Below are 23,647 nucleotides of genomic sequence, written 5' to 3'. Positions count from 1 at the left end.
AAAAAAATGCCCTCCACCAGGGAGGGCATTGCAGGAGCGGGAAAACTCAAAGTAGCGGGGCATTGTCTTGCAGGTACTCCTGCAGGATCGGATTTTCGATATCCCGCTGGTCGGCCAGTTGCCACAGATTGTCACGCACGCCATTGGCAATCAGCCGGATCACCCCGGACTCGATAGCCGACATGACACACATCTGTACCGGCTCATTGGTGCTGAAACCGGCCTCGGCCTCCAGCAGGCGCTTGTACTCGACGAAGCGGAATACCCCGGCCTGCACCTGTTGCGACAGCACTGTCTTGGAGGTGGTGACACTGTTCAGGATCCGGCCAGAACGGATATCAACGGCACGCAGATTGACCGTTACCTGATCGACCCGATACTCCCCGCTGGCACCGATACCAAAATACTTGGCTCCCGCCCCACCGGTTCGCACATTGCTGTCATAGGCGACGATCCCCCCCTCGATCAGGATGTTGGCGGCGACCAGCGAGGGCAGTTGATTGGCATTGTTGCCGGGAACGTTGGGCTTGTTCTGGGCCGCACGCACAATCTTGCGTTCGGTCAGCAGGTTCTGCAGCCCTTCCCGCTCCAGCGGTACAAACCATTGGGAATCCCACAAAGCCGTACTCAGCATGGCGACCCCACCCTGGGTGACCGCCGTGGAGAAGTTGGACGCCGGTGCAGGCAGGTACTGACCGGTCTGATCGCGAAAATCGTAGACGGCCGCGACAATTTTCCCTTTTGGCTTGGGCAGACTGATCAGCTCCTTGTAAGAGACGGATCGCGGCATCAGGGTTGCCTTCTCATCAGCAACGGGTGAGCCGATATGGGTCGCACAGCCAGCCAGCGCAAGCAGGGGCACTATCAATAACAGTTGTCGTTTCATCGCGCCCTCAGTCGGCAATCAGGCCATTCACTTCGATCATGGTGGTCTGGTTGGTCACCCGGTCGGTGATCGAAACCACCAGGGTGCCATCTTCATCCACCACATTGATGGCAAAATCATCGGTCACCAGACTGCCGCTCTGGCTGCCATCCTTGCCGATATCGGCCAGCAGCTGGCTGATCAGGCGGGATTGCAGGTTGGAGGTCAGGCGATCCAGCGCCGAGGTGCCGCTGCTACCGCTGCCACTGGCGGGATCCTTGTAATCATTCTGCGCATTGGCGGTGCCAAGCAGATGACTGCTGTTGAGAGGGTTACCCCCAAAGCTGGGGTTGACGGGGCGATAGACAAGCTCCGACGCATGGAGCGCTGGCGCTATCAGTGCTGCAACTAGCCATAACCGGGCACGCATGAAAAATATCCTTATAGTTCATCATGTTCCAAATCGAAGGTATCCATGAACAGGGTCGCGATCTTCTGCTGTTCGAGGGTCTGCCTGACCTGTGACCAAGCCAGTTTGGCGCTCTGCTCCTGCTGATTGCGGCCGGGAGAGAGCGCGGTTTTAAAAATCACCTTCCGGTTATGGGTGATCCAGATCAGGCTGCCCCAGCGGGCTGTCGGGCGCTCATGAATCGTCAGATTTTCTCTGGCATCCGGGTCTTCATCACTGCGCAACCGGGTAAATTCGTTATAAAAGCCCTGACCGAAGCGGGTAAAAGTGCGATCCAGCACCAAACCATCCACATCTAGCCGATCACTCTCCTGCTCCGGCTGTACCGACTCCAGCGGTGCATCGGCATCGGCCGCTACAACGGTCGTGCAGCCCCAGAGCAGCGTGAGGCAGCACGCCAGAGAGAGCGCTTTCATCAGTGGGAATCCGATACATCGAGATACTCTTTGGCCCAGCTCACCGCCTGGATCCGGTTCTTCACATTCAGCTTTTTAAAGACGTTATAGAGGTGGGATTTGACGGTGTGCTCGCTGACAAACAGGCTGTCGGCGATCTCGACATTGGATGCGCCCGTCATCAGATAACGGATGATCTCCTGCTCTCTGGCGGTCAGCAGAGTGTCGTTACGCAGCAGATAACTGTTGCCCTGGCGATAGTATTCGACCAGCTCGCACAGCAGGTGGCGCGGCATCCAGTACTCGCCCAACAGGATTTTCTGCAACCCGGCAACCAGTCTGTCGAGCGGATCCTGACGGAAAAACAGACCGCAGATCTGCGGCCACATCAGCAGCAGGTCGCGATCCGTCGCAGTGGGAGCATTGAGCAGCACAGTGGTCGCCATGCCAAAGCGTTCGGAGATCGCCCGGTTCCAGCCCAGTGACTGGCCGGAGCGGATATAGTCGAGATCGATGAGAAACAGCGTGCCGTCACACTGGTTATCTAGCTGATTAATCTCGTGGATTAGCTGGACGGGACGGCTCAAATGAGAGATGAGGTATGCAGCAAATGTGCTGGCCTGCACATTATTTTCAGTGACCAGTGCGATCGGGCATGCGGCTTTCATTGTGTGCTCTTCCTTGAACCTGTAAACCACCTAATCTGGCCGACTGAGTCTACCAAGGAGGTATGGGAGCACAATATTAAAAAAGTATGAGAATGGATCTCATAAATATCGTAACCATATGTTTTTAGTCGATTTAAAAACCTGTTCCAATTCGCCAATCGGCCAGCATAACAGGAATATATGGCAGAAATGTGATGCCTGACGCGCCGGAAACAGCTGCAACCCGACCATCACTACAGCAGGAGCCAACAGTTACCTTTGGCACATCAAGCCGGTTAAGGATGCTGCCAATCCGCTTCGCAACTGTTACTATGACCGTCACATGCGTCTGCGGGACATTGCGCCCCGCACACAGCAACTAATCAGGTATCTAGTCGTGTTGGACCAGGTTTCGACCTGGCCGGTAAATAAGGTGGAAGAGAGATTATGGCCAGTCGAGGCATCAATAAAGTCATTCTGATCGGTAACCTCGGGCAAGACCCGGAAGTACGCTACATGCCGAGTGGCGGTGCTGTGACCAACATTACTCTGGCTACCTCCGAAACCTGGCGCGACAAGCAGACCGGTGAGCAGAAAGAGCGTACCGAATGGCATCGTGTCGTTTTCATGGGCAAGCTGGCCGAAGTGGCTGGCGAGTACCTGAAGAAGGGCTCCCAGGTCTATGTGGAAGGCAAACTGCAAACCCGCAAATGGCAGGATCAGAGCGGCCAGGAGCGCTACACCACTGAAGTGCTGGTCGACAGCTTCACTGGCGTGATGCAGATGCTGGGTGGCCGTCCGCAAGGCGGTCAGGGTATGGGCCAGAACATGGGTGGCCAATCCCAGGGTAACTGGGGTCAACCACAGCAGAGCATGCCTGCCCAGCAGCCGATGAATCAGCAGCGCCCGGCACCGGCTCCGCAGCAGAACATGCAGCCGCAAGGCGGTTATGGCCGTCCTGCCCAGCAGCCGCAATCTGCGCCGCCGGTATATAACGAGCCGCCGATGGATTTCGACGACGATATCCCGTTCTAAGAACAGAATATTGAAAAGGCCCTGATAACTCAGGGTCTTTTTTTATGCACTCAGGCTGAACCTCTCAGCCCGAAAGGGATATAACGCTTTTTGGTTGCCTCCCCTACAGTGATGGATATCCTCCACAGGAGCGCTTTGTGAAAAGAGCAATGAAACTGCTCACCCCTCTTTTGCTAATGCTGACCAGCTTGCTCTCCGGCCAGTTGCAGGCAACGCCACTCAAGGTCGGGGTCAGCTTTGCTATCCCCCCTTATGTCATCGAAGGCGAGAATCGTGGCATCGAGCTGGATCTGCTGAAAGAGGCGTTCGCTGGCAGCGGCTATGAGCCCAGCTTTGAATTTCTGCCGCTGGAGCGTACCTTCCGCCTGTTCGAGTCAGGAAAGCTGGATGCCATCATCAACGTCAGACCCGGTATGGTTGATCCTCACGTTCTGACCCAGCCCGTTATCACCTTCCATAACCGGATCTTCACCCTGCGCAGCACCCACATCAGTACTCTGGACGACCTGCATTCAAAACGGGTCACCGCCTTTCAACGGGCAAGGATCATTCTGGGGGGCGCGTTCGCCACCATGGCCAACCAGAATCCCCACTATGAGGAGGTAGCCAAGCAGCAGGTGCAGGTACATCAGCTAATGCGCGGCAGGGTCGATGCAGTCGTACTGGAGGAGCGGGTGTTCTACTACTACCTCGACCAGCTGATTGCCACCGCCCAGGCAGGCGAGCACTACGAGCGCAATCAGGTCAGGCAAGCAGACCTCTTCCCGCCCACCGTCTATCACTTTGCCTTCCGAACGGCCGATGCCCGCAATCTGTTTAATAAGCGCCTTGAGGCGATGCATCAGGATGGTCGTTATCACCAGATTTTCGCGGCTTACGGCGCCACGCCGTGAGCCACAAACATAAAAGCCAGCCGGTAAGGGCTGGCTTTGTACTGGCTCCGAAGGAACAGCAGTAGGGGAGCGTTACTTCATTGCGCTGCCATTTTTCAGTTCTGCTTTCTGACGTTTGGCTTCGCGTTTCTCTTTCAGTGACATCTGCGGTTTTTTCTTGGCATCTTTGCCGTTGTGATGTTCTTTGTTACTCATCATCAAACTCCAAAAATGTTACCCAGACAGTTGGTTCCTCATGGGAGCCAGCATGCCATCCGAATCATCAACTTCAGTACGCTTGGTGGGATGGTGCAAGACCATCACCAGACCCAGCATACCCTCCAGCGGCATCCGGATCCAGCCTCATTCTCGTCCAAAAGATGTCGCGTGCAGCCCCTTGAGCGGGGAAGCCAAACGACCTCGACAGGAAAGACCAAAAAAGAGTAATTCGCATTATTAAATGTTGTCACGCTTATATTAAGCCATCGTTACCTAGATATTTTCACGGATAAATATAAATCCCTCTCATTATTTATTGCCGCGCAAGAGGTCACCATTTTAATAAGCATTCGCAATATCATCGGAAGCATCAGGTTACAACACCGAATAGGTTATTTCCGGTCAGCCGGATATAATGCGCGCCGCACCGAAATATCCTTTTTTATTCAGGAAGCTGTGACATGAACAGAAAAACCAGAGCCGCCATGGTGTCGGTCTGCTCCAATATCAGTCTGATCATCATGAAAATGGTGGCCGGTTTCGCCAGCGGCTCGGTCAGTATCATCTCGGAGGCGATCCACTCCGCCATGGATCTGGTAGCGGCCCTGATCGCCCTGTTCGCGGTGAAAAAGTCCGATCTCCCGCCCGATGAGCGCCACCCCTATGGTCACGACAAGATTGAAAATGTCTCCGGTGTCATCGAAGCACTGCTTATCTTGCTGGCCGCGGGCTGGATCATCTTCGAAGCCGTCGACAAGCTGATCACCCCCAGCCCGATTGAAAGCATTGGCTGGGGCGTGCTGGTGATGGTGATCTCGGCGCTGGTCAACAGCGGCGTCTCGGCCTACCTCTACAAGGTGGCCCGAGAGGAGGAGTCGGTCGCCCTGGCTGCCGATGCGCTTCATCTCAAGGCGGATGTGCTCACTTCAGCCGGTGTCGCCGTCGGTCTTGGCGGGATCTGGCTGGCCGGTCTGTTCGGCCATTCACTCGCCATCCTCGACCCGCTGGTCGCCATTGCGGTCGCCATCTTTATTGTCAGAGAGGCGATCAGCATGCTCAACGAGGCCTTCCAGCCGCTGATCGACCAGAGCATGAGCCCGGAAGAGCTGGCGATGACCAGCCGCATCATCACCGAATGCTGCCCTGCCGCCAGCGGTTTTCACGATCTGCGCAGCCGTCGTGCCGGTCGTCGCCGCCATATCGACTTCCATCTCACACTGCCCCCGGAGATGAGCATCGGTGAAGCCCACGATATCTGTGATCGCATCGAACACGCCATCATGGAGCAACTGCCCCACGCCATAGTGCTTATCCACGTCGAGCCGGAGGAGCAAGAGATGCCCTCACCGCTCGCCATAAATTGAAATGTGGCAAACAGGCGGGAAAGTGGCAGCGAAATAACGGAAAGTTGGCACAAACCCGCATTTTTACTGCCGGAAAGCCGATTGCATAAGAAGTGATCGGCACAACTGTGTTAGGGTGTCTAACCACCCTGCCGCAGGAGCGCGCCGTGAAAAAGCTGGAAATGAAAGATCTGACCGAGGCCGAAAAAGCCGAGATAGCCTTGTTATTGCAAAAGGCACAAGCCAATGCAGACCACCAGCTGACCAACGGAGAGCGGAACAAGATCCGCGAAGAGGGTCGCCTGAAAATTGTGGCCGACCGCGCCGAAGCAGCCAAGGCTGCCTCCAAGCTGGCTCGCGAGAAAGCCAAAGAGCGTGCCAAGAACCAGGTACTGCCGGAAACCTTCAGCTGGATTGATTCGGTCAGCAACAAGTTTCGCAGCAAGCGCTGATCCCTTCTTGCAAAACGCCCGCTGGCACTTGGTGCCAGCGGGCGTTTGCATGTCTGGGCGATGCTCGATGCGCCAGATTTGGCGCTGCCATTGATTTGCCGCTCAGAAGCTAATCGCAGCAGCAAATACGTGATTTACATTGTGAGTTAGAGAAAACGCCAACTGACAATCCCCATCTATCGCCAGCTTTTCATTTTTTCTCATATTTTTGCCAGAACTGGCTACATAGTCAGGACAAAAAAGCCGAATCCGGCTTGCCACAGGGTGATATGAGTCTGCACTGATTTTTCTATGCCGTTGAAATGCATCATGTTTACTATAAAAAAATGATATTTTTGGCTGTTACAAAACATTAATATCGAGATAAAGTTTGCTTTAAAAATGAGAGCGTGTTTTAATCTTTCTCGATGGTTCGGCAGTTCAGACCTGATTATGTTAGGCAGTCATTTTAGTAAAGCAGTGATTAGCATAAGCGTTATCCTCGGATAATTCTTATCAAATAATTCTCCTTCTTTAGTGCTCCCCATACGTATTGCTGACGAAAAATCAAAAATTGCCATTTAGGTGGCATCAACACTATTTAAGGAAATTATTATGTCTAACAAAATGACTGGTACCGTTAAGTTCTTCAACGCTGAGAAAGGTTTTGGTTTCATCTCCCCGGCTGACGGCAGCAAAGACGTGTTCGTACACTTCTCCGCTATCCAGTCCACCAGCTTCAAAACCCTGGACGAAGGTCAGCGCGTTGAGTTCACCATCGAGCAAGGCCAGAAAGGCCCGGCTGCTGCCAACGTAGTTGGTCTGTAATTCAAGCCGGAGCATGCTGCTGATGGCTCATGCCAACTGCTGACAGCTCTGCAAGAATTTAAAAAAACCCGCTTCGGCGGGTTTTTTGTTTTTCCCCGCTTTTTCCTCACTGATCTCCCCTCGCCCGACAGCTTGCTCCCTCCCTTACACGCTCTCACCGCTTGAGTCTTAGAGTGAGCTCCGAATGGACTCAAAATGTAAAATAGTGACGAAAAAGTCAGGTTATCCGCTGTATTTGCCGCGAATTCTTGCTATTTTGCGCGCCACCAACGCAAACGATTTCCTTCACACTTTCAGGATTAGTTATGGCAAAGCAAGATATGGCCGCCCAAACAGGGACTGGCGGCTTTCTGGACTCTTATTTTTCCATTTCTGCGCGCGGCAGCAGCGTGCGTCAGGAGCTGGTCGCGGGGCTGACCACCTTCCTGGCGATGGTCTACAGCATCATAGTGGTGCCGAACATGCTGGGCGCTGCCGGCTTTGAGCAGGGCCCGGTGTTTGTGGCCACCTGTTTGATCGCCGCCTTCGGCTCCCTGCTGATGGGCCTGTGGGCCAAGCTGCCGATGGCTATCGGTTGCGCCATCTCCCTCACCGCCTTTACCGCATTCAGTCTGGTACTGGGTCAGGGACTGAGCATTCCGGTCGCGCTGGGCGCCATCTTCCTGATGGGTGTGCTGTTTACCCTGATCAGCGTCACCGGCGTGCGCCAGTGGATCCTGGACAACCTCCCCTCCGGCATCGCCCACGGTACCGGCATCGGCATCGGTCTGTTCCTGCTGCTGATCGCCACCAACGGCGTCGGCATGGTGATTAAGAACGAAGGGGCCGGTCTGCCGGTGCAACTGGGTGAAGTAACCTCCTTCCCGGTCATCATGACGGTGTTGGGTCTGGCTGCCATCTTCGGTCTGGAGCGCCGCAAGGTGCCGGGCGGCATCCTGATGGTGATTATCGCCATCTCCATCCTTGGCCTTATTTTCGACCCGAAAGTGACCTGGCAGGGCTTCTTCGCCATGCCGAGCCTGACTGGCGAGAAGGGCTCGCTGGTGGGCAGCATGGATCTGCTGGGCGCCCTCAATCCGGTGGTCATTCCGACCGTACTGGCACTGGTGATGACCGCCGTGTTTGACGCCACCGGCACCATCCGTGCCGTGGCCGGTCAGGCGGGCCTCATCAACGAACGTGGCCACATCATCAGCGGCGGCAAGGCCCTGACTGCCGACTCCGTCAGCAGCATGGTGGCAGGCGCCGTCGGTGGTGCTCCGGCAGCCGTCTACATCGAATCTGCCGCAGGCACCGCGGCCGGCGGCAAGACCGGTCTGACCGCCGCGCTGGTCGGCGTGCTGTTCCTGCTGATGATCTTCCTCTCCCCGCTGAGCTATCTGGTACCGGCTTACGCTACCGCACCGGCCCTGATGTACGTCGGTCTGCTGATGCTGGGCAACGTCACCAAGCTGGACTTCAGCGACTCGGTCGATGCGCTCTCCGGCATGCTGTGCGCCGTCTTCATCGTACTGACCTGCAACATCGTGACCGGCATCATGCTGGGCTTCGTGGCGCTGGTCGTTGGCCGCATCTTCGCTGCCGAGTGGAAGAAGCTGAACATCGGCACCGTCATCATCGCCCTGGCGCTGGTGGTCTTCTACGCCGGTGGCTGGGCCATCTAATCCATTCGCATATTCCGGTTATAGCCAAGGGCCCTGCGGGGCCCTTTTTCATAGCTGTGAGTCAGCTAACAGTTTCCCGCTCGCTTGCCTTGCGCCGTTTCAGATTGAAACACCCATCCCCCTTCTGCTGTTTCAAATCCGAACCAAAACGCCCGTCATTTTTATCCCTTTTTCTGTCGTTAGACTGGCTCCATCAACCATTTGCCCACCCGAGCGGTGGCGAGCCAAGGAGTGAGCCATGAAGAAACTGATCAATGCCGTCGATGCCGTGGTCCGTGAACAACTGATGGGGATGGCAGCCGCCCACCCCGAGCTCAAGGTCCGTATAGAACCCCACTACATTACCCGCGCCGACTCCCCCGTGATGGGCAAGGTGGCGCTGGTCTCCGGCGGTGGCAGCGGCCACGAGCCGATGCACGGCGGTCTGGTGGGTAAAGGAATGCTGGATGGCGCCTGTCCCGGCGAGATTTTTACCTCCCCGACCCCGGATCAGATGTACGAGTGCGGTCAGGCCGTTGATGGCGGCGCGGGCGTGCTGTTTCTGGTGAAGAACTACACCGGCGATGTGCTCAACTTCGAAACCGCGGTCGAGCTGCTACACGGCGATGGCGTCAAGGTCGGCTTCTCGCTGATCGATGACGACGTGGCGGTCAAAGACAGCCTCTATACCGCCGGTCGCCGTGGCGTTGCCACGACCGTTCTGTGCGAAAAACTGGTGGGGGCCGCTGCCGAAGCGGGCTATGACCTGACCCGCTGCGAGGCGCTGGCCCGCCGCATCAACAACCAGAGCCGCACCATCGGCGTTGCCACCCACGCCTGCACCGTGCCTGCTGCTGGCAAGCCCTCCTTCACCCTAGCGGACAACGAGATGGAGTTCGGCGTGGGCATTCACGGCGAGCCGGGCATCGAACGCCGCCCCTTCACCGACCTCAATACCCTGGTGGATGACATGTTCAAGGAGCTTGCTGACAACACCCCCTATGGCCGCCCCCTGCGTCACTGGGACAGAGCCTCCGGCAGCTGGCAGGAAGAGCACACCTTTATCGAACCGCTCAACAAGGGCGATAGGGTTATCGCACTGGTCAATAGCCTCGGCGGCACCCCCATCTCCGAGCTTTATGGCGTCTATGGTCGCCTCGCCACCCTGTGCGAAGAGGCTGGCATCCATCTGGTGCGCAACCTGATTGGCCCCTACTGCACCTCCCTCGACATGACCGGCATCTCCATCACCCTGCTCAAGGTGGATGATGAACTGATGACCCTGTGGGATGCCCCCGTTCACACCCCCGCCCTGCGTCGCGGCTGCTAAGGAGAACCCATGTTAAGCAAGCATCACATCGTCAACTGGCTGCTCGACTGCGAACATATCTTCACCGAGCAGCGTGACTACCTCACCGCGCTGGATACCGATATCGGCGACGGCGACCACGGCCTCAACATGCAGCGCGGCTTCGCCAAGGTGGCCGAGAAGCTGCCCGCAGTGGCGGACAAGGATATCGGTCAGGTGCTGAAAACCACCGGCATGACGTTGCTCTCCTCGGTCGGCGGCGCCAGCGGACCGCTCTACGGCACCTTCTTTATCCGGGCCGCGGCCAGCAGCGACGCCTGCCAGAGCCTGAGCCTCAGTCAGCTGTGCAAAATGCTCAGCGATGGCGTCGAGGGGATCGTCTCGCGCGGCCGTGCCGAGCCGGGCGACAAGACCATGTGCGATGCCTGGTGGCCGGCACTGGCCGCCCTGCAACAGGCGCAGCAGCAAGAGCTGCCGCTCAATGAAGCGCTGGACAAGGCGGTGGCAGCCGCCGCAGCCGGTACCGAGGCCACCATCCAGATGCAGGCTCGCAAGGGTCGCGCCAGCTATCTTGGCGAGCGCAGCATCGGCCATCAGGATGCCGGGGCCACCTCGACCCTGCTGCTGCTGACCGCCCTGCGTGACAGAGCGAGGTTGTGACATGATCGGAATCGTAGTTGTCTCTCACAGCGCCATGCTGGCGGCCGGTTTGAAAGCGCTGGCCGACCAGCTCGGCAGCCCGGCCCGATTGCTGCTGGCGGCCGGGGTCGATGACCCCGACCACCCCATCGGTACCGATGCCATAGCGGTGATGAGTGCGATTGAAGAAGCGGATGACGGCAGCGGCGTGCTGGTGCTGATGGACTTGGGCAGCGCCCTCCTGAGTGCCGAAACCGCCCTCGAACTGCTGCCCCCGGAGCTGAGCGCGAGGGTGCGGCTCTGCCCCGCCCCGCTGGTCGAGGGTACTCTGGCCGCCGTGGTGGCGGCCGGTTCCGGCCTGACGCTGGACGAGGTGGCCGCCGAGGCGCTCGGTGCCCTTGGCCCGAAGCAGGCGATGCTGCCTGCCAGCGCGGCGCAGGCCGCCACCGAGACAGCCCCCGTTGCGGACGACGGCTGGCTGCGCTGCGAGGTGGTGGTGGATAATCCCCATGGCTTGCATGTGCGCCCCGCCGCCCGACTGGTGGCTGCCCTCAAGCCCTTTGCCGCCGAACTCAAGCTGCAAAAGGGGGATAAAGAGACCAATCCCCGCAGCCTGACCCGGCTCGCCATGCTCAACGTGCGTCAGGGCGATGCGCTCACCCTGCTGGCGCGCGGGGAGGATGCCAACGCCGCCCTGGCCTGCTTCCAGCAGCTGGCCGCCGAGCGTTTCGGCGACTGAGCTGCCTGTTTGAAGGCGCGGCAGCGACCTTATCGGCCAGCCGCTGCGCCACTGTTGTGCAAGTAAAAGACGAAGGAGTCCCCGGCACCGCCGCCCCTTCGCCCCTGTTAGTTTCAAAAGAAGTCTTATGAACTAGAGAGAGGGATAGAATATGGACCGCATCATCATCAGCCCCAGCAAATACGTGCAAGGCAACGGGGCCCTCGCCAATATCGGCAACTACGTCAAAGCGCTCGGCAGCAAGCCGCTTATTCTGGCCGACGCCTTCGTCACCAAGCTGGTGGGCGATACCGTGGCCACCAGCTTCCACGGCGCCGGTATCAAACCGGAGTTCGACTGCTTCAACGGCGAGTGCTCTCGCCCCGAGATCGACCGTCTGCTGGCCCGCTGCAAGCAGACCCCGTTTGACGTCATCATCGGCATCGGCGGCGGCAAAACGCTGGATACCGCCAAGTCGGTCGCTTTCTATCAGAAGGTGCCGGTGGTCATAGTGCCCACCATCGCCTCCACCGATGCCCCCACCAGCGCGCTGGCGGTCATCTACACCCCACAAGGGCAGTTCAGCGAATACCTGATGATCCCGACCAACCCCAACATGGTCATCATGGATACCGGCGTGGTCTCCCGTGCGCCGGTGCGGCTGCTGGTCTCCGGCATGGGGGATGCGCTCTCCACCTACTTCGAGGCGCGCGCCAACAAGGTCTCCGGTTGCCAGACCATGGCCGGGGGCGCCTCGACTCTGGCGGCGCAGGCCATCGCCGAGCTCTGCTACAAGACCCTGCTGGCCGATGGCTACAAGGCCAAGCTGGCGGTGGAACAGGGGCTCTGCACCAAGGCGGTGGAGAACATCATCGAGGCCAACACCTATTTGAGCGGAATCGGCTTCGAGAGCAGCGGACTGGCCGCCGCCCACGCCATCCACAACGGCCTGACTCAGCTGGCCGAGTGTCACCACCTCTACCACGGTGAGAAAGTGGCGTTCGGCACCCTGGTGCAGTTGGTGCTGGAGAACGCGCCGATGGCGGAGATCGAAACCGTTCTGGGTTTCTGCCGCTCGGTGGGCCTGCCGACCAACCTGCATATGATGGGGGTCAAGGAGCTGGATATGGCGCGCCTGATGGAGGTGGCCAAAGCCTCTACCGCCGAGGGCGAGACCATCCACAATATGCCGTTCAAGGTCACGGCCGAAGATGTGCTGGCGGCCATCGTCACCGCCCATCAGCTGGGGCTGTAACCACGCCACGACTGACTCTGCCATATAACACGGCCCCGCAACTGCGGGGCCGTTTCGTTTTCTGCGGGCCTCTTGGCGACGGCTCACCATCAGCCGTGATAGTCGGCGGGATCGATCTCGAGCAGCTTGAGCCGCCGCCACAGGGTGGTGCGGCTGATGCCAAGATGTTGGGCCATCTGGCTCACCTGCCCCTTGCAGGCATGGGCGCAGCGCAAGATGGCTTGCCGCTCCAGCTCCGCCAGCGTGAGCAGCGGCTGCCCCACCACCTCGTCGGCCACCCGCTGATAGCCGTGGCGAATGGCAGCGGGCAGCGCCTCGGGCGGGATCGGCCCCTGACCGGCATGAAGCAGCGCATGCTCGACGGCGCTGCGCAGCTCCCCCAGATTACCGGGCCAGGGATAGGCGAGCAGACAGTCGAGGGCCGCCGGACTGAACTGGCGCACCGGCTCGCGTCCCTGCGCCGCCAACTGCTGGCTGATCAGGCCCGACAGATCCGCCGCGCGCTCCCGCAATCCCGGCAGCCACAGCTCGCACGCCTGCAAGGCATAGAGCAGCTGGCGGCCAAACAGCCCCTCCTGCACCAGCTGCTCCAGCGGGGCGCTGCTGGTGGCGATGATCCGCACCTTAAGCGGCAGGATTCGGGCCGAATCGAAGCGCTGGATGCGGCCGGTCTTGAGCAGTTGCAGCAGCGCCGCCTGCATGGGGGCAGATAGACACTCCACCTGCTCCAGTACCAACGTGCCGCCGTGGGCCAGCTCGAACTTGCCCGCCCGCTCCTGCCCCGCCTCGTCGGAGCCCATCAGCTCCAGCGCCATCCGCTCGCTCGGCAGCGCCTTGCAGTTGAGGGTAATAAGCGGCCCGGCGGCCCGTTCGCTGCCAAAGTGGATCGCCTCCGCCAGCTGGGCCTTACCCACCTCCTCCTCGCCGCGCAGCAGGATCGGCCCCTGACTCTGGGCCGCCTGCCGGGCGTAGCGCAGCAGCTTGCGCATGGCGCTCGATTCGCCCACCAGCGCCGACAGCTCGGGCACCGTCTGGCGCAGCTGGTGAATGGCCCGCAGCCGATCGACCGGGTGCAGCAGGGCGATAAAGCTGACCCCCTCCGGCCCCGGCAGCGGCTTGAGGCTCACCAGCGCATTGATAAACTCACCCTCCTGCGCGCCGAGCCGCTCCAGCGTCACCTCCACATGGCTGAGCGGCGTCTGCCCCCTGATGGCCAGCTGCAACCGCTGGGGCAGCAGCAGATGCTGCTCCAGCGGTTGGCCGAGACAGAGCGCCGGATCGAGCCGCAGCCGTTGGGCCGCCAGCGCGTTGAGGTAGCGCAGCCGCCCCTGCGGATCCCAGGCCAGCACGCCGTCATCCATGCCATCGAGCAGGGCGTAAAGTTCGCTCAGGTGGTGCTGGGACTCCTGCATCAGGGTCTCCATCTGCAGCAGATGGGCCAGCTCGCGCCCGGCGCTGACGGTGAGCGCCAGATCGCCGGCGCTCGCCTCCTCCACCTTGCAGATCAACGCAATGATGGCGACCTGACGACCATTGCTGTTGTAGACCGGGCTGGCGCAGCTGTGCCAGGGGTGGAGGGTCTGGTTGAAGTGCTGAGGGCCGCTGACGCAGAGCGGCACCCCCTCCAGCGCCGCCAGATTGATGGCATTGGTGCCGATGCGCCCCTCGCTGAAAAAGGCGCCGGGGCCAAACCCCAGCACCGCCAGCTCGTGCAGGGTATCCGGGTGGCCGGTTTGGGCCAGCAGGCAGCCGCTCTCGTCGGTGAGCAGCAGGGCGCAGGGGCGCCCCTCCATAAATTCGTAGAGATCTTCGAGGGCCATCTCGCCAGTGGTGAGCAGGTCGCGCTTGCGCTGGCGCAAGCTCTGCAAGGTCTGCCCCTTGGCGCTGTGAGGCGGATGCCAGAGGGTGGCACTGGTCTGGTGGGCGCAGCGCAGCCAGGATGCCTGCAGATAGTCGGGCCAAGCGAGCAGCGGCTGAAGGTCAGATGGCATGGTCACAGCAATATCCGGCAAGATGTGAGCCGACCATTTAACCACGCCAGCGCACCCGATTCAGTGACCTGCCTCAGAGGGTGGCAAGCCCGTCCTCCTCCCGCTCGGCTTCACCGTCGGCAAATTGCTGGCCGAGCCAGTGACAGAAGGCACGGCACTCCGGCATCCCCTCGCTATCCTGATGCACCAGCAGATCCCACTGCGGCCCCTTGACCCGACGGGTGGAGAGCGGCAACAGCAGCCCCTGCTGACGAGCGGGACGGGAAAGCAGTTCGCTCACCAGCGCCACACCGAGTCCGGCGCTGGCGGCCTCCAGCAGCAGGCCGGGATCGGAGAAGTTGAGCCCACGGGTCTGCAGATGCAGATCCTCTCCCCCCCCTCAGCGTCCAGTGATGCCAATCCAGTTCTCGCTCGCCGTGCAGGGTGGTGCGCTCCCCCGCGGGTCGGGACAGCACGGTTGCGGTGGCCACCGGCAGCAAGCGATCCGCCAGTAGGTGCTGATGGCGACACTCGGCCTGCGGCCCGAGATCCCAGCGCAGGGCGAGATCAACGGTCTGCTCCGCCATATCGGGCTCTTCATCGCTGGTAAACAGCCAGAGATCGATGTCGGGATGCAGGCGATGAAACTCCCCCAGTCGCGGTAGCAGCCAGTGGCGAGCGATGGCGGTGCTGGTGTTGAGCACCAGCTGGTTCGGTTTGCGGTGCTGCTCCAGCCGCTGGATCCCCATCGCCAGCTGCAACAGCACGCTCTGGGTGGTCTCCAGCAGATCCTGCCCCGCATCGGTCAGCACGACCGAACGCCCCTGCCGGTGAAACAGCGGCTGGCCGAGCAGCTCCTCCAGCGAGCGGATCTGCTGGCTGATGGCGGACTGGGTCAGGTGCAGCTCCTGCGCCGCCTGATGAAAACTGCCGAGTCTGGCCGCCGCCTCAAAGCCCCGCAGCACGTTGAGCGGGGGCCACTGCTTGAACACCATTGATTAGCTCCACTTATCACTTTTACGGAAAATTGATCGTTTGTTCGCAGCCACAGCCACAGATAGTCTATTACTCAACGCAATTCGATTAACAGCGCTTGTCACTTCCGGTCATTCAGCGACAGCAAAGAACGCGCTTATCCAAGGAGTTTTTCATGCCATCCCGACGCAACGTATTGAAACAGCTGGCGGCCATTGGCGTGCTGGCCGGGCTCGGCAATCTGCCGGGCAAGGTCCACGCGGCCAGCGGCAATGCCGATGAGGATGCTGCCAGCGGCGAACCGTTCCATATGCCCGATGAGGCTGGCCCTCAGGCGCAGGTCTGGGTCGCCTTTGCTGCCAGTGCCGATATCTGGGGCCGCGACTACAAAGAGGTGCAGGCGACCATAGGGCGGCTGGTTAAAGCCATGACCCCTTACACCAAGGTGAGTGTGCTCTGCCGCGAAGAGGAGGAGGCGCTGGCCCGCCAGCTCTGTGGCGAGCAGAACACCCGCTTTATCGTCGCCGAGCTGGACGATATCTGGCTGCGCGATACCGGCGGGGTCTTCGTCCAGAACGGCGAAGGGGAGCTGGGGCTGGTGGATTTCAACTTCAACGGCTGGGGCGACAAGCAGGAGCACGAACAGGATGCGGGGGTAGCCGAACTGGTCAGCAAGCAGGCGGATGCCCACTATCTGCAGAGCAAGCTGACTGGCGAGGGGGGCGGCATCGAGGTGGATGGCAACGGCACCGCCATCATGACCGAGAGCTGCTGGCTCAACAGCAACCGCAATCCGGGGGTGAGCAAGGCGCAACTGGAGGCGGAGCTGAAAGCCAATCTGGGGCTGCGCAAAATCATCTGGCTACCGGGCATCAAGGGCAAGGACATTACCGATGCCCACGTCGACTTCTACGCCCGCTTTGTCCGCCCCGGGGTGGTGGTGGTCAATATGGACAACGACCCTGAGTCCCACGACTACGAGGTGACCCGCCAGCATATGGCCATCCTCAAGCAGGCCACCGATGCCGACGGCAACAAGCTGGAGCTGCATGTGCTGCCGCCCCCGCTCGATGTGCGGGACAACCGCTTTAGCCGCAGCCGCGACTTCGCCGCCGGTTATATCAACTATCTGCCGATCAATGGCGCGGTGATCGCCCCCGAGTTTGGCGACAAGGCCGCCGACAGCTACTGCCACGAGCTGCTGGCACGCCTCTACCCCGGCCGCGACATCGTGCAGATCAATATCGATCCGGTCGCCGCCGGTGGTGGCGGCATTCACTGCATCACCCTGCACCAGCCAGCCTGACCTTCCCCTACCCACTGATAACCCGGGGCGTTGCCACGCCCCGGGTTATTTATCCACGCCAATTACTAACCCCCAGCCCCGTATCTTGGCTAACTACGCAATATATTGCGTTATCCCGATCACACTCCAAGCATATTCACGCAAACAAGGTTGGGCGACGCTATCCATTGTAGAACCTGTAATCTACTTTTAATCAACGATAAAAATGTCAAAGGAGGACGTTGCATGAATACGTTCAGTATCAGAGATAGTAATAATGTGATTCAAAGTCACCTTTTCATGGCGGTTATCTGGATGATTCTGAGTTACATGGATGGTTATATTGACGGGTTAGTATTACCTTCTCTCTAACTACTGTTAGACCCGATATATTTTACTGGGGATAAAATTATGCTTGTAATTACGAATCGGAACATTGAAAGGAATTTCCTGAAGACAGGCATTGGAAATGAAAATTCATTTGGTGAAGAGTTAAATGCTAACGGTCCGAATGAAGTTCGTCTCGCTAATGCCACAAAATTGAATGGTATTTGGTCTTTGACTTTGGTGATGGAGCCTAAAATCCTCACAAGTGAAAACTTGCCGAGCCGCATCCAGTTCCAAGAAGTGCTGCATAGATGCAAAGAGAACAATCGCAATTGCCTTTTTTATGTTCATGGCTTTAACAAGCCCTTTGATGAGACACTTGAACAAGCATGGAAGCTCCAGGAAAGATATAACCTAGAGGTAATATTATTGTCATGGCCATCAAACACAGGTGGCTTCCCAATAAAAGAATATAAGAACGTAAAACGTATCGCCAGAACTTCTACCGGTGCAATGGATTCATCCTTTGAGAAATTGGCGCAGTACGTTCAAATGCCATTCAATCGAGATGCCCTCTTGTCATGTAATGTTACACTCAATTTGATGACGTACAGCATGGGAAATTTTTTGTTTCAAAGTTATGTTGAGGGTTCGCTGTATGATAATGAAACACGAATGTTCTCTAACGTAATTATTTGCCAAGCAGATTGCGACAATGAGGGGCACGAGAGTTGGGTAGATAAAATCCAAGCTGGGAAAAGGGTTTACATTACGATTAACGAGAATGACAAGATACTTGGTTGGTCTGATGCCAACTTTCAGAAAGATAGACTTGGAAGAACCGCTAAAAACCTGACATCGAAAAATGCAGTATATTTCGACTTTACTGAGAGTCCTGGCATGGGTAACACACACCAGATTTGGGGACAAGATACAAACAATGTTGTTAAAGATTTTTTTGCACGTGCTTTTAGCGGGTTGAAGGCAGAAGAAACACCAGGTCTTATTTTTGATCAACGTATTAACGCATTTAGAGTAGAGTGATATATACATGCGAAAGGGATGTCAAAAATCATTGTTACTTTTGACATCCCTAACATCCATGTTAAGCAATTATATATTACATCGCGTGGGGGATTAATTGTGCCGGATTTAACACTAAAGGAAGCATTTGATATATATCAAAAGCAAAGTGATAGTATTCATAAGATTTGGACATATTTTCAGATGATCTCCGTTGCAGTTCTTGGTTATACCATTGGCAGCAATAAGGACCAATGGAGCGCTGAAACATATTGTCTTATCGCTGGAAGCTATCTATTATTTGCAGTCGCAAATCAAGCGGCTATTATTCTTTCTCAAAAAGAACTTTATAAATTCGGATGTGCAGTAAAAGTCGTGGCGGAAAACAGTGGGGTAGTTGGAAAACAACTTGTCATCGAAACAATAATGCCATGGAAAGTAGCTTTATTTCATACACTTGCTACAACAGTAATCCTAGCCGCAATATTCGTAACATGGCACGATAAGAGCTCAAAAGCGGCATCCAATCCCATAACCAAAGCTGAAATTAGGATGCCCACATGTCTAAGCAAGATGTAGCCTAATCAGCACAGATAATTGGGTATCCTCTTTTGCCGCGACATAACCCTGAATCAACCTTCCTAATGCTATCACCATAAACAAAAGAGCCGCCCTTATGGGCGGCTCCTGGCATCAGCGATGGATGGCTGAATCGTCTTTTTACTGAATCGTCACTCGGCCTTGGGTGCTTCAACCGCCGCGGTCACCGGTTGCTCATCTTCCTTGATCCAGGCATCCAGCAGGGTGTAGCCCACCGCCAGCACCACGGGGCCGATAAACAGACCGATGATCCCCATGGTCAGCAAGCCGCCGATAACCCCCACCAGAATGAGGATCAACGGCAGATTGGCGCCGCGTTTGATCAGGAAGGGGCGCAGGAAGTTGTCCATGGTGCCCGCAAACAGTGACCAGACCAGCAGGAAGGTGCCCCATGTGGTTTCGCCGCTCCAGTAGAGGTAGCTGATACAGGCCAGCAGCACCGGGAAGGGGCCGATCTGGGCGACGATCAGCAGGAACATCACCACCACCAGGATCATGGCGTAGGGGATACCGGCAATCAGCAGGCCGACACCGGCCACCGAGGATTGCACCAGCGCGGTCACCACCACCCCCATCGCCACGGCGCGGATCGCCTGTGAGGCGAGCACGGTTGCATTGTCACCCCGTTGGCCCGCTAGCCGGTGGGCGAAGCGGCGAATGCCGGTCGCCACCACTTCACCGGAGTGATAGAGCAGGCCGCAGATACCGACTGTCAGCAGGAAGTGAACGAACAGCAGTCCCAGATTACCGGCCTGAGAAGCCAACCAGCGGGCAGTCTGGCCGAAATAGGGCGCCAGCTTGGCAAACAGCACCTGACCGCCGCTCGCCAGAATTTGCTGCCAGAACTCATAGAGCTTGCCGCCCACCAGCGGGATCTGTTGCAGCCAGAGCAACTCCGGCGGCGGTGAGTGGCTGATACTGGTGCCCAGTTCGATCAGCATGGGCGCCTTCTCCGCCACATTGGCCAGCGTCATAAAGAGCGGGATGACAAACATCAGCAGCAGCACCAGCGTCATAAACAGGGCTGCCAGCGAACGCTTGCCCCACAACAGCCGCTGCATCATCAGCATCAGCGGCCAGGTGGCGATGGTGATCATGGTGGCCCACACCAGCGCAGGCAGGAAGGGCTGCAACACCAAGAAACAGGAGATAATCAGGAGGCTGATAAACAGCACCCCGAGGGTTATCTTGGCCAAATCCACTTTTTTCACATTCATAGAGTTCCCTTGTCTGAGCCGTTGCCCTTGGGTCGTGTGTCGCATTTCAAGAAAGAGAGTATCCACCAGAGACCAGCGCTCAACCAGAGCCCCAGCCCGAAAAAGAGCACAAACTGACCAAGCAATATGGTCAGCGAACTGCTGGTCAGCAGCGGCAGCGCCCAGAGTCCCGCCCCGATCACCGCGCCCCCCGCCAGCGTGACCGCACCGGTCAGGATGGGGGGATAACCGCCGCGAGCCAGGGAGCGCAAACCGCCAACCCAGAGCCCGAAGGCCGCCAGGCCGATCCCGGCCAGATGGGCCGATTGGGTCAGCCCCCCGAGCGCCAGCGCAGATGCAATCAGCAGCAGCCAAGCCGCCGAATGCCTGTCGGCACGCCAGCAGGGACGCGCGGCCAGCAGCAAGGCGCCGAGCAGCAGGCCAACCGCCACATCGGAGATAAAGTGCACCCCAAGCCAGACCCGCGCCAGACCTGTGGTGAGCGCCAGCAGCAAGGCCAGCGAATAGGCCAGCCCGCGCCGGGCAGGCCAGAACCAGCCAAGCAGCGCCCCCCAGAACAGCAGGGCCGAAGCGGTATGGCCGCTCGGCATGCCAAAGCCTTGCGCGCTCTGGGTTGCCAGCAGCGGTTGCAGATGGAAGGGGCGCGGCCAGCCGATCCCCTCCTTGCTTGCCTGCACCAGCAAGCCGAGCCAGAGCATGGCGAACAGCAGCTGGCGCAGCCGCGGCCACCCCAGCAGCGTGAGCAGCAAAGGTATCAGGGCAAGCTGAAAGCCGCCTGAACCAAACAGATTGCTGACCGACAGCCACCAGATATCGGGCCCCAGCCACTGCTGCAGGCGCAGCATCAGCGGGATCTCGACCTGATGCAGCGCATTGCCCTGCGCCACGAAATCGGCCTGCCAGCGCACCTCGCTCTCGGGCACCTTATCCAGTCGGGATTGCAGCCAGTCGAGCTGATCCGGGAAGCGGCGCTGCTCACGGGGCAGCTTGTCCACCGCGACCAGCCTGGCATTGAGTATCTCCCCGCCCAGATTGGGGGCCTTCAGCAGCGAGACAAAATCGGAATCTTGCTGCGCGACAATCGGCTCCAGAGTGCGACAGGCAAAGATAACCGCCCGCTGCCAGCGGCCCAACTCCTGCACCACCTCCCCCTGCAAGCCGGTCTCCTCATAGAGTTCGCGCAGCGCCGCCTGCCCGGGGCGCTCGCCGCCATCGATATAGCCACCGCTCAGGCTGTAGCGGGAGGAGATGCGATCCTGCACCAGCAGCAGTTGATCCTGATGGCGGATGGCGCAGGCCGCTGCCGTGGGGGCTGCCGATTCGGCACTCAGGGCTGGCTGAGCGGCAAACAGCGCCAGCAAGAGTAAAAAGAGGGTTCTCGACATCAATTTGCTTTCCCTATGCACAATGGCGACAAGCCTCCCAGAAATCAGATAGTTGGGCAACGGTAGCGGCCGGATCGCCGCCGTTCCCGCCGCGCTGACGGCGTACGGAAGATTGCGATGAAGCAGGGCACTCCCTACTATTGGCGGCTATCTTCAATTTCATGCAGCAAACGCTGGAGCCCTCCATGAGACAGTTCGGCTTTTTCCTCGGCATCGCCATCGGTGTCATTTTGATCCTGTTCGGCAGCATCGTCATCTTCCAAGCGCTCCCTGCCGCACTGGATGTACTGGAGATGCCAAGCCGCATCCCGTTCGTGCGCGAGGTCTACACCTGGCTGATGACCAGCGCCAACGGCCTCACCGCCCAGCTGGAGCAGAACTTCCTGGAAGCGTTCCAGACCGTGCTCAAGCTGATCCTGCTCATCACCTTCATGTGGGTCTGCGTCAAGCTGGTCAACATGGGGGTGCTGATTATCCGCGCCGGGGTTGATCTGATCCGCACCGCCATCGCCCACAGCGAAGGCCCCCACGACCAGAAGAAGCCGGATCAGCACGATCACTTCTGACTCTGACATGGTTGATGGATGTGAACGCTGCCGCCCCCAACCGGGGCGGCTGTGTTATATGCGCGGTATGAAGGCCCCTCCCAGCCCCCATGGATACCCGATAAAGCAGCGGCTTTCCCTTGTGAATCAGCAAACTGCCCATATGTTGCATCACCTTGACATGGTTTGCGCCCCGCGCGGCGGCGGCCCGGTTTCTATCCCGACCCCGTGCTCTGGTATAATCGACCACCTCTTTTCCCCGTTATGGAGCCTGTTCATGCCCAATCATGCAGAAAGTGCCCTCGAGGTTCGTCTCGACAAGTGGTTGTGGGCAGCCCGTTTCTACAAGACCCGCTCCATTGCTCGGGATCAGATAGACGGGGGCAAGGTGCACTACAATGGTCAGCGCAGCAAACCGGGCAAACAGGTGGAAGTGGGTGCGCTGATCCGCTTCTGGCAGGGGCAGGACGAACGCGAAGTGCGGGTGCTGGCCTTGAGCGAGCAGCGCAAATCGGCACCGCTGGCCCAGCAGCTCTATGAAGAGACCGCCGAGAGCCTGAAAAAACGGGCCGAGAACAGCGAGGCGCGCCGCTTCAACAGCCAGTTTGCCCCCAGCCCCGAGCGCCGCCCCGACAAACAGGAGCGACGCCAGTTGCTCAAGGTCAAACAGTACTGACCGACCCCGATTTGATACCGGGCTGGCATCAACCCCAGTCCGCCCGATTTACCTCACCGAAAATCCAGGAATACATGATGAGCAACCAAGATCTGCTGTATCGCTATCTGTTTGAAGAGTACGAAGTGCGTGGCGAGCTGGTCCAGCTGGATCACACCTACCGCCACGTAGTGGAAGCCCAGAACTACCCGGTGCAGGTGCAAAAACTGCTGGGCGAGCTGCTGGTCGCCACCAGCCTGCTGACCGCCACCCTCAAGTTTGAAGGCTCCATCACGGTGCAGCTGCAGGGCGATGGCCCGGTGCGTCTGGCCGTGATCAACGGTGACAACAACCAGCAGCTGCGCGGCGTGGCCCGCTATGAAGGCGAGCTGCCGAGCGATGGCAAGCTGCAGAGCCTGATTGGCAACGGCCAGCTGATCATCACCATCACCCCGGAGCAGGGCGAGCGCTATCAGGGCATCATAGCGCTGGACGCCGATACTCTGGCGGGCTGCCTGGAGCACTACTTCGCCCGCTCCGAACAGCTGGCCACCAAGCTGTGGATCCGCACCGGCTATCACGAAGGTGCGCCGCGCGCTGCCGGCATCATGCTGCAGGAGCTGCCCGCCCAGAGCGAGGATCACAGCAACGATTTCGATCACCTGACCCAGCTCACCAGCACCATCAAGGATGAAGAGCTGTTCGGCCTGCAGGCAGAAGAGATCCTCTACCGTCTCTACCATCAGGACAAGGTGCGGGTGTTCGATCCGCAGGCGGTCGAGTTCCGCTGCACCTGCTCCCGCGAGCGCTGTGAAGGAGCTCTGCTGCAGATAGAAAAGGAAGAGGTCATGGAGATGGTGCAGGAGCTCGGCAAGATCGACATGCACTGTGATTATTGCGGCGCCCAGTACCAATTTAATGGGATCGATGTCGAAACCCTGTTCAGCAGGGCTCCCGGCAATGATGCAAACCAGTTACACTAATTAAAGGCGGGCAA

Annotated in this window: 24 protein-coding genes and 1 pseudogene; 16 read left to right on the top strand and 9 right to left on the bottom strand. The window is 58.6% G+C overall.

The features are described from left to right. Window positions 1–46 precede the first annotated feature (46 nt). The 4 genes from A9G06_RS03310 to A9G06_RS03295 are packed head-to-tail and all read right to left on the bottom strand — an operon-like array spanning window position 47 to window position 2,397. On the bottom strand, window positions 47–886 hold the full coding sequence (locus A9G06_RS03310; RefSeq protein WP_069554258.1) for a CsgG/HfaB family protein: 840 nt from the start codon (window positions 884–886) through the stop codon (window positions 47–49). Window positions 887–893: 7 nt separating this feature from the next. After that, window positions 894–1,295: a curli assembly protein CsgF gene (locus A9G06_RS03305; protein ID WP_042063493.1), complete on the bottom strand. Its 402-nt coding sequence runs from the start codon at window positions 1,293–1,295 to the stop codon at window positions 894–896. Between the two features lie 11 nt (window positions 1,296–1,306). Further along, window positions 1,307–1,750 (bottom strand): curli production assembly/transport protein CsgE, encoded by a 444-nt coding sequence (locus tag A9G06_RS03300; protein ID WP_069554257.1) that lies wholly within the window; start codon window positions 1,748–1,750, stop codon window positions 1,307–1,309. Beyond that, entirely contained in the window at window positions 1,750–2,397 is a 648-nt protein-coding gene (locus A9G06_RS03295; RefSeq protein WP_042063492.1) for a LuxR C-terminal-related transcriptional regulator, read from the bottom strand. Before A9G06_RS03295 ends, A9G06_RS03300 begins: the two co-directional genes overlap by 1 nt. Before the next feature lie 426 nt (window positions 2,398–2,823). On the opposite strand from A9G06_RS03295, the gene A9G06_RS03290 reads away from it, so the two are divergent. Both A9G06_RS03290 and A9G06_RS03285 read left to right on the top strand, forming a co-directional pair. Continuing rightward, entirely contained in the window at window positions 2,824–3,411 is a 588-nt protein-coding gene (locus A9G06_RS03290; RefSeq protein ID WP_005340181.1) for a single-stranded DNA-binding protein, read from the top strand. Between the two features lie 149 nt (window positions 3,412–3,560). Continuing rightward, a complete protein-coding gene (locus tag A9G06_RS03285; protein WP_069554256.1) occupies window positions 3,561–4,304 on the top strand; it encodes an ABC transporter substrate-binding protein in 744 nt (247 codons plus the stop codon). 72 nt (window positions 4,305–4,376) lie between these two features. On the opposite strand, the gene A9G06_RS22460 is transcribed toward A9G06_RS03285, so the two are convergent. Continuing rightward, window positions 4,377–4,502, bottom strand: a complete 126-nt coding sequence (locus A9G06_RS22460; protein ID WP_019445191.1) for a hypothetical protein — start codon at window positions 4,500–4,502, stop codon at window positions 4,377–4,379. Window positions 4,503–4,963: 461 nt separating this feature from the next. On the opposite strand from A9G06_RS22460, the gene A9G06_RS03280 reads away from it, so the two are divergent. The 8 genes from A9G06_RS03280 to A9G06_RS03245 all read left to right on the top strand — a co-directional run bounded on the left by A9G06_RS03280 (window position 4,964) and on the right by A9G06_RS03245 (window position 12,668). Next, window positions 4,964–5,866: a cation diffusion facilitator family transporter gene (locus A9G06_RS03280; protein ID WP_069554255.1), complete on the top strand. Its 903-nt coding sequence runs from the start codon at window positions 4,964–4,966 to the stop codon at window positions 5,864–5,866. A 146-nt stretch (window positions 5,867–6,012) separates the two neighbouring features. Next, window positions 6,013–6,297, top strand: coding sequence for a DUF3811 domain-containing protein (gene yjbD, locus A9G06_RS03275; protein ID WP_005340165.1), 285 nt, complete (start codon window positions 6,013–6,015; stop codon window positions 6,295–6,297). Between the two features lie 594 nt (window positions 6,298–6,891). Further along, complete coding sequence (gene cspA, locus A9G06_RS03270) at window positions 6,892–7,104, top strand: RNA chaperone/antiterminator CspA (protein WP_005316548.1); 213 nt, start codon at window positions 6,892–6,894, stop codon at window positions 7,102–7,104. Window positions 7,105–7,409: 305 nt separating this feature from the next. Continuing rightward, on the top strand, window positions 7,410–8,768 hold the full coding sequence (locus A9G06_RS03265; protein WP_069554254.1) for an NCS2 family permease: 1,359 nt from the start codon (window positions 7,410–7,412) through the stop codon (window positions 8,766–8,768). Between the two features lie 238 nt (window positions 8,769–9,006). Beyond that, window positions 9,007–10,077 carry a dihydroxyacetone kinase subunit DhaK gene (dhaK, locus tag A9G06_RS03260; RefSeq protein WP_069554253.1) on the top strand — a complete coding sequence of 357 codons (1,071 nt, stop codon included), beginning with the start codon at window positions 9,007–9,009 and terminating at the stop codon, window positions 10,075–10,077. 9 nt (window positions 10,078–10,086) lie between these two features. Next, window positions 10,087–10,716, top strand: a complete 630-nt coding sequence (gene dhaL / locus A9G06_RS03255) for a dihydroxyacetone kinase subunit DhaL (protein ID WP_021231630.1) — start codon at window positions 10,087–10,089, stop codon at window positions 10,714–10,716. A gap of 1 nt (window position 10,717) precedes the next feature. After that, window positions 10,718–11,434 (top strand): dihydroxyacetone kinase phosphoryl donor subunit DhaM, encoded by a 717-nt coding sequence (dhaM, locus tag A9G06_RS03250; RefSeq protein WP_069554252.1) that lies wholly within the window; start codon window positions 10,718–10,720, stop codon window positions 11,432–11,434. A 151-nt stretch (window positions 11,435–11,585) separates the two neighbouring features. Beyond that, entirely contained in the window at window positions 11,586–12,668 is a 1,083-nt protein-coding gene (locus A9G06_RS03245; RefSeq protein WP_069554251.1) for a glycerol dehydrogenase, read from the top strand. Between the two features lie 89 nt (window positions 12,669–12,757). Here the strand turns inward: A9G06_RS03245 and dhaR are convergent, their stop codons facing one another. Further along, the gene (gene dhaR / locus A9G06_RS03240; protein WP_069554265.1) at window positions 12,758–14,659 is read right to left on the bottom strand and encodes a dihydroxyacetone kinase operon transcriptional regulator DhaR; all 1,902 of its coding nucleotides are present in this window, start codon (window positions 14,657–14,659) and stop codon (window positions 12,758–12,760) included. 73 nt (window positions 14,660–14,732) lie between these two features. Continuing rightward, window positions 14,733–15,633, bottom strand: a pseudogene (locus A9G06_RS03235) (LysR family transcriptional regulator). A gap of 155 nt (window positions 15,634–15,788) precedes the next feature. On the opposite strand from A9G06_RS03235, the gene A9G06_RS03230 reads away from it, so the two are divergent. The 3 genes from A9G06_RS03230 to A9G06_RS03220 all read left to right on the top strand — a co-directional run bounded on the left by A9G06_RS03230 (window position 15,789) and on the right by A9G06_RS03220 (window position 18,827). Beyond that, window positions 15,789–16,919 carry an agmatine/peptidylarginine deiminase gene (locus A9G06_RS03230; protein ID WP_069554250.1) on the top strand — a complete coding sequence of 377 codons (1,131 nt, stop codon included), beginning with the start codon at window positions 15,789–15,791 and terminating at the stop codon, window positions 16,917–16,919. A gap of 390 nt (window positions 16,920–17,309) precedes the next feature. Beyond that, window positions 17,310–18,269, top strand: coding sequence for an alpha/beta hydrolase (locus A9G06_RS03225; protein ID WP_069554249.1), 960 nt, complete (start codon window positions 17,310–17,312; stop codon window positions 18,267–18,269). A gap of 18 nt (window positions 18,270–18,287) precedes the next feature. Then, on the top strand, window positions 18,288–18,827 hold the full coding sequence (locus A9G06_RS03220; RefSeq protein WP_069554248.1) for a hypothetical protein: 540 nt from the start codon (window positions 18,288–18,290) through the stop codon (window positions 18,825–18,827). A gap of 152 nt (window positions 18,828–18,979) precedes the next feature. On the opposite strand, the gene ydiK is transcribed toward A9G06_RS03220, so the two are convergent. Then, the gene (gene ydiK / locus A9G06_RS03215) at window positions 18,980–20,065 is read right to left on the bottom strand and encodes an AI-2E family transporter YdiK (RefSeq protein WP_069554247.1); all 1,086 of its coding nucleotides are present in this window, start codon (window positions 20,063–20,065) and stop codon (window positions 18,980–18,982) included. Continuing rightward, the gene (locus tag A9G06_RS03210) at window positions 20,062–21,450 is read right to left on the bottom strand and encodes a phosphatase PAP2 family protein (RefSeq protein WP_069554246.1); all 1,389 of its coding nucleotides are present in this window, start codon (window positions 21,448–21,450) and stop codon (window positions 20,062–20,064) included. Before A9G06_RS03210 ends, ydiK begins: the two co-directional genes overlap by 4 nt. Window positions 21,451–21,635: 185 nt before the next feature. On the opposite strand from A9G06_RS03210, the gene A9G06_RS03205 reads away from it, so the two are divergent. The 3 genes from A9G06_RS03205 (at window position 21,636) to hslO (ending at window position 23,633) form a co-directional block, all read left to right on the top strand. Next, window positions 21,636–22,016, top strand: coding sequence for a hypothetical protein (locus A9G06_RS03205; protein WP_005340143.1), 381 nt, complete (start codon window positions 21,636–21,638; stop codon window positions 22,014–22,016). A 256-nt stretch (window positions 22,017–22,272) separates the two neighbouring features. After that, complete coding sequence (gene hslR / locus A9G06_RS03200) at window positions 22,273–22,671, top strand: ribosome-associated heat shock protein Hsp15 (protein WP_005340141.1); 399 nt, start codon at window positions 22,273–22,275, stop codon at window positions 22,669–22,671. A 77-nt stretch (window positions 22,672–22,748) separates the two neighbouring features. Next, window positions 22,749–23,633, top strand: coding sequence for an Hsp33 family molecular chaperone HslO (gene hslO, locus A9G06_RS03195; protein WP_005340140.1), 885 nt, complete (start codon window positions 22,749–22,751; stop codon window positions 23,631–23,633). The last annotated feature ends 14 nt before the right edge of the window (window positions 23,634–23,647 follow it).

The sequence above is a fragment of the Aeromonas sp. DNP9 genome (genome assembly GCF_001728955.1).
Classification (GTDB): Bacteria; Pseudomonadota; Gammaproteobacteria; order Enterobacterales; family Aeromonadaceae; genus Aeromonas; species Aeromonas veronii.
This window is presented reverse-complemented; position numbering and strand designations above follow the sequence as displayed.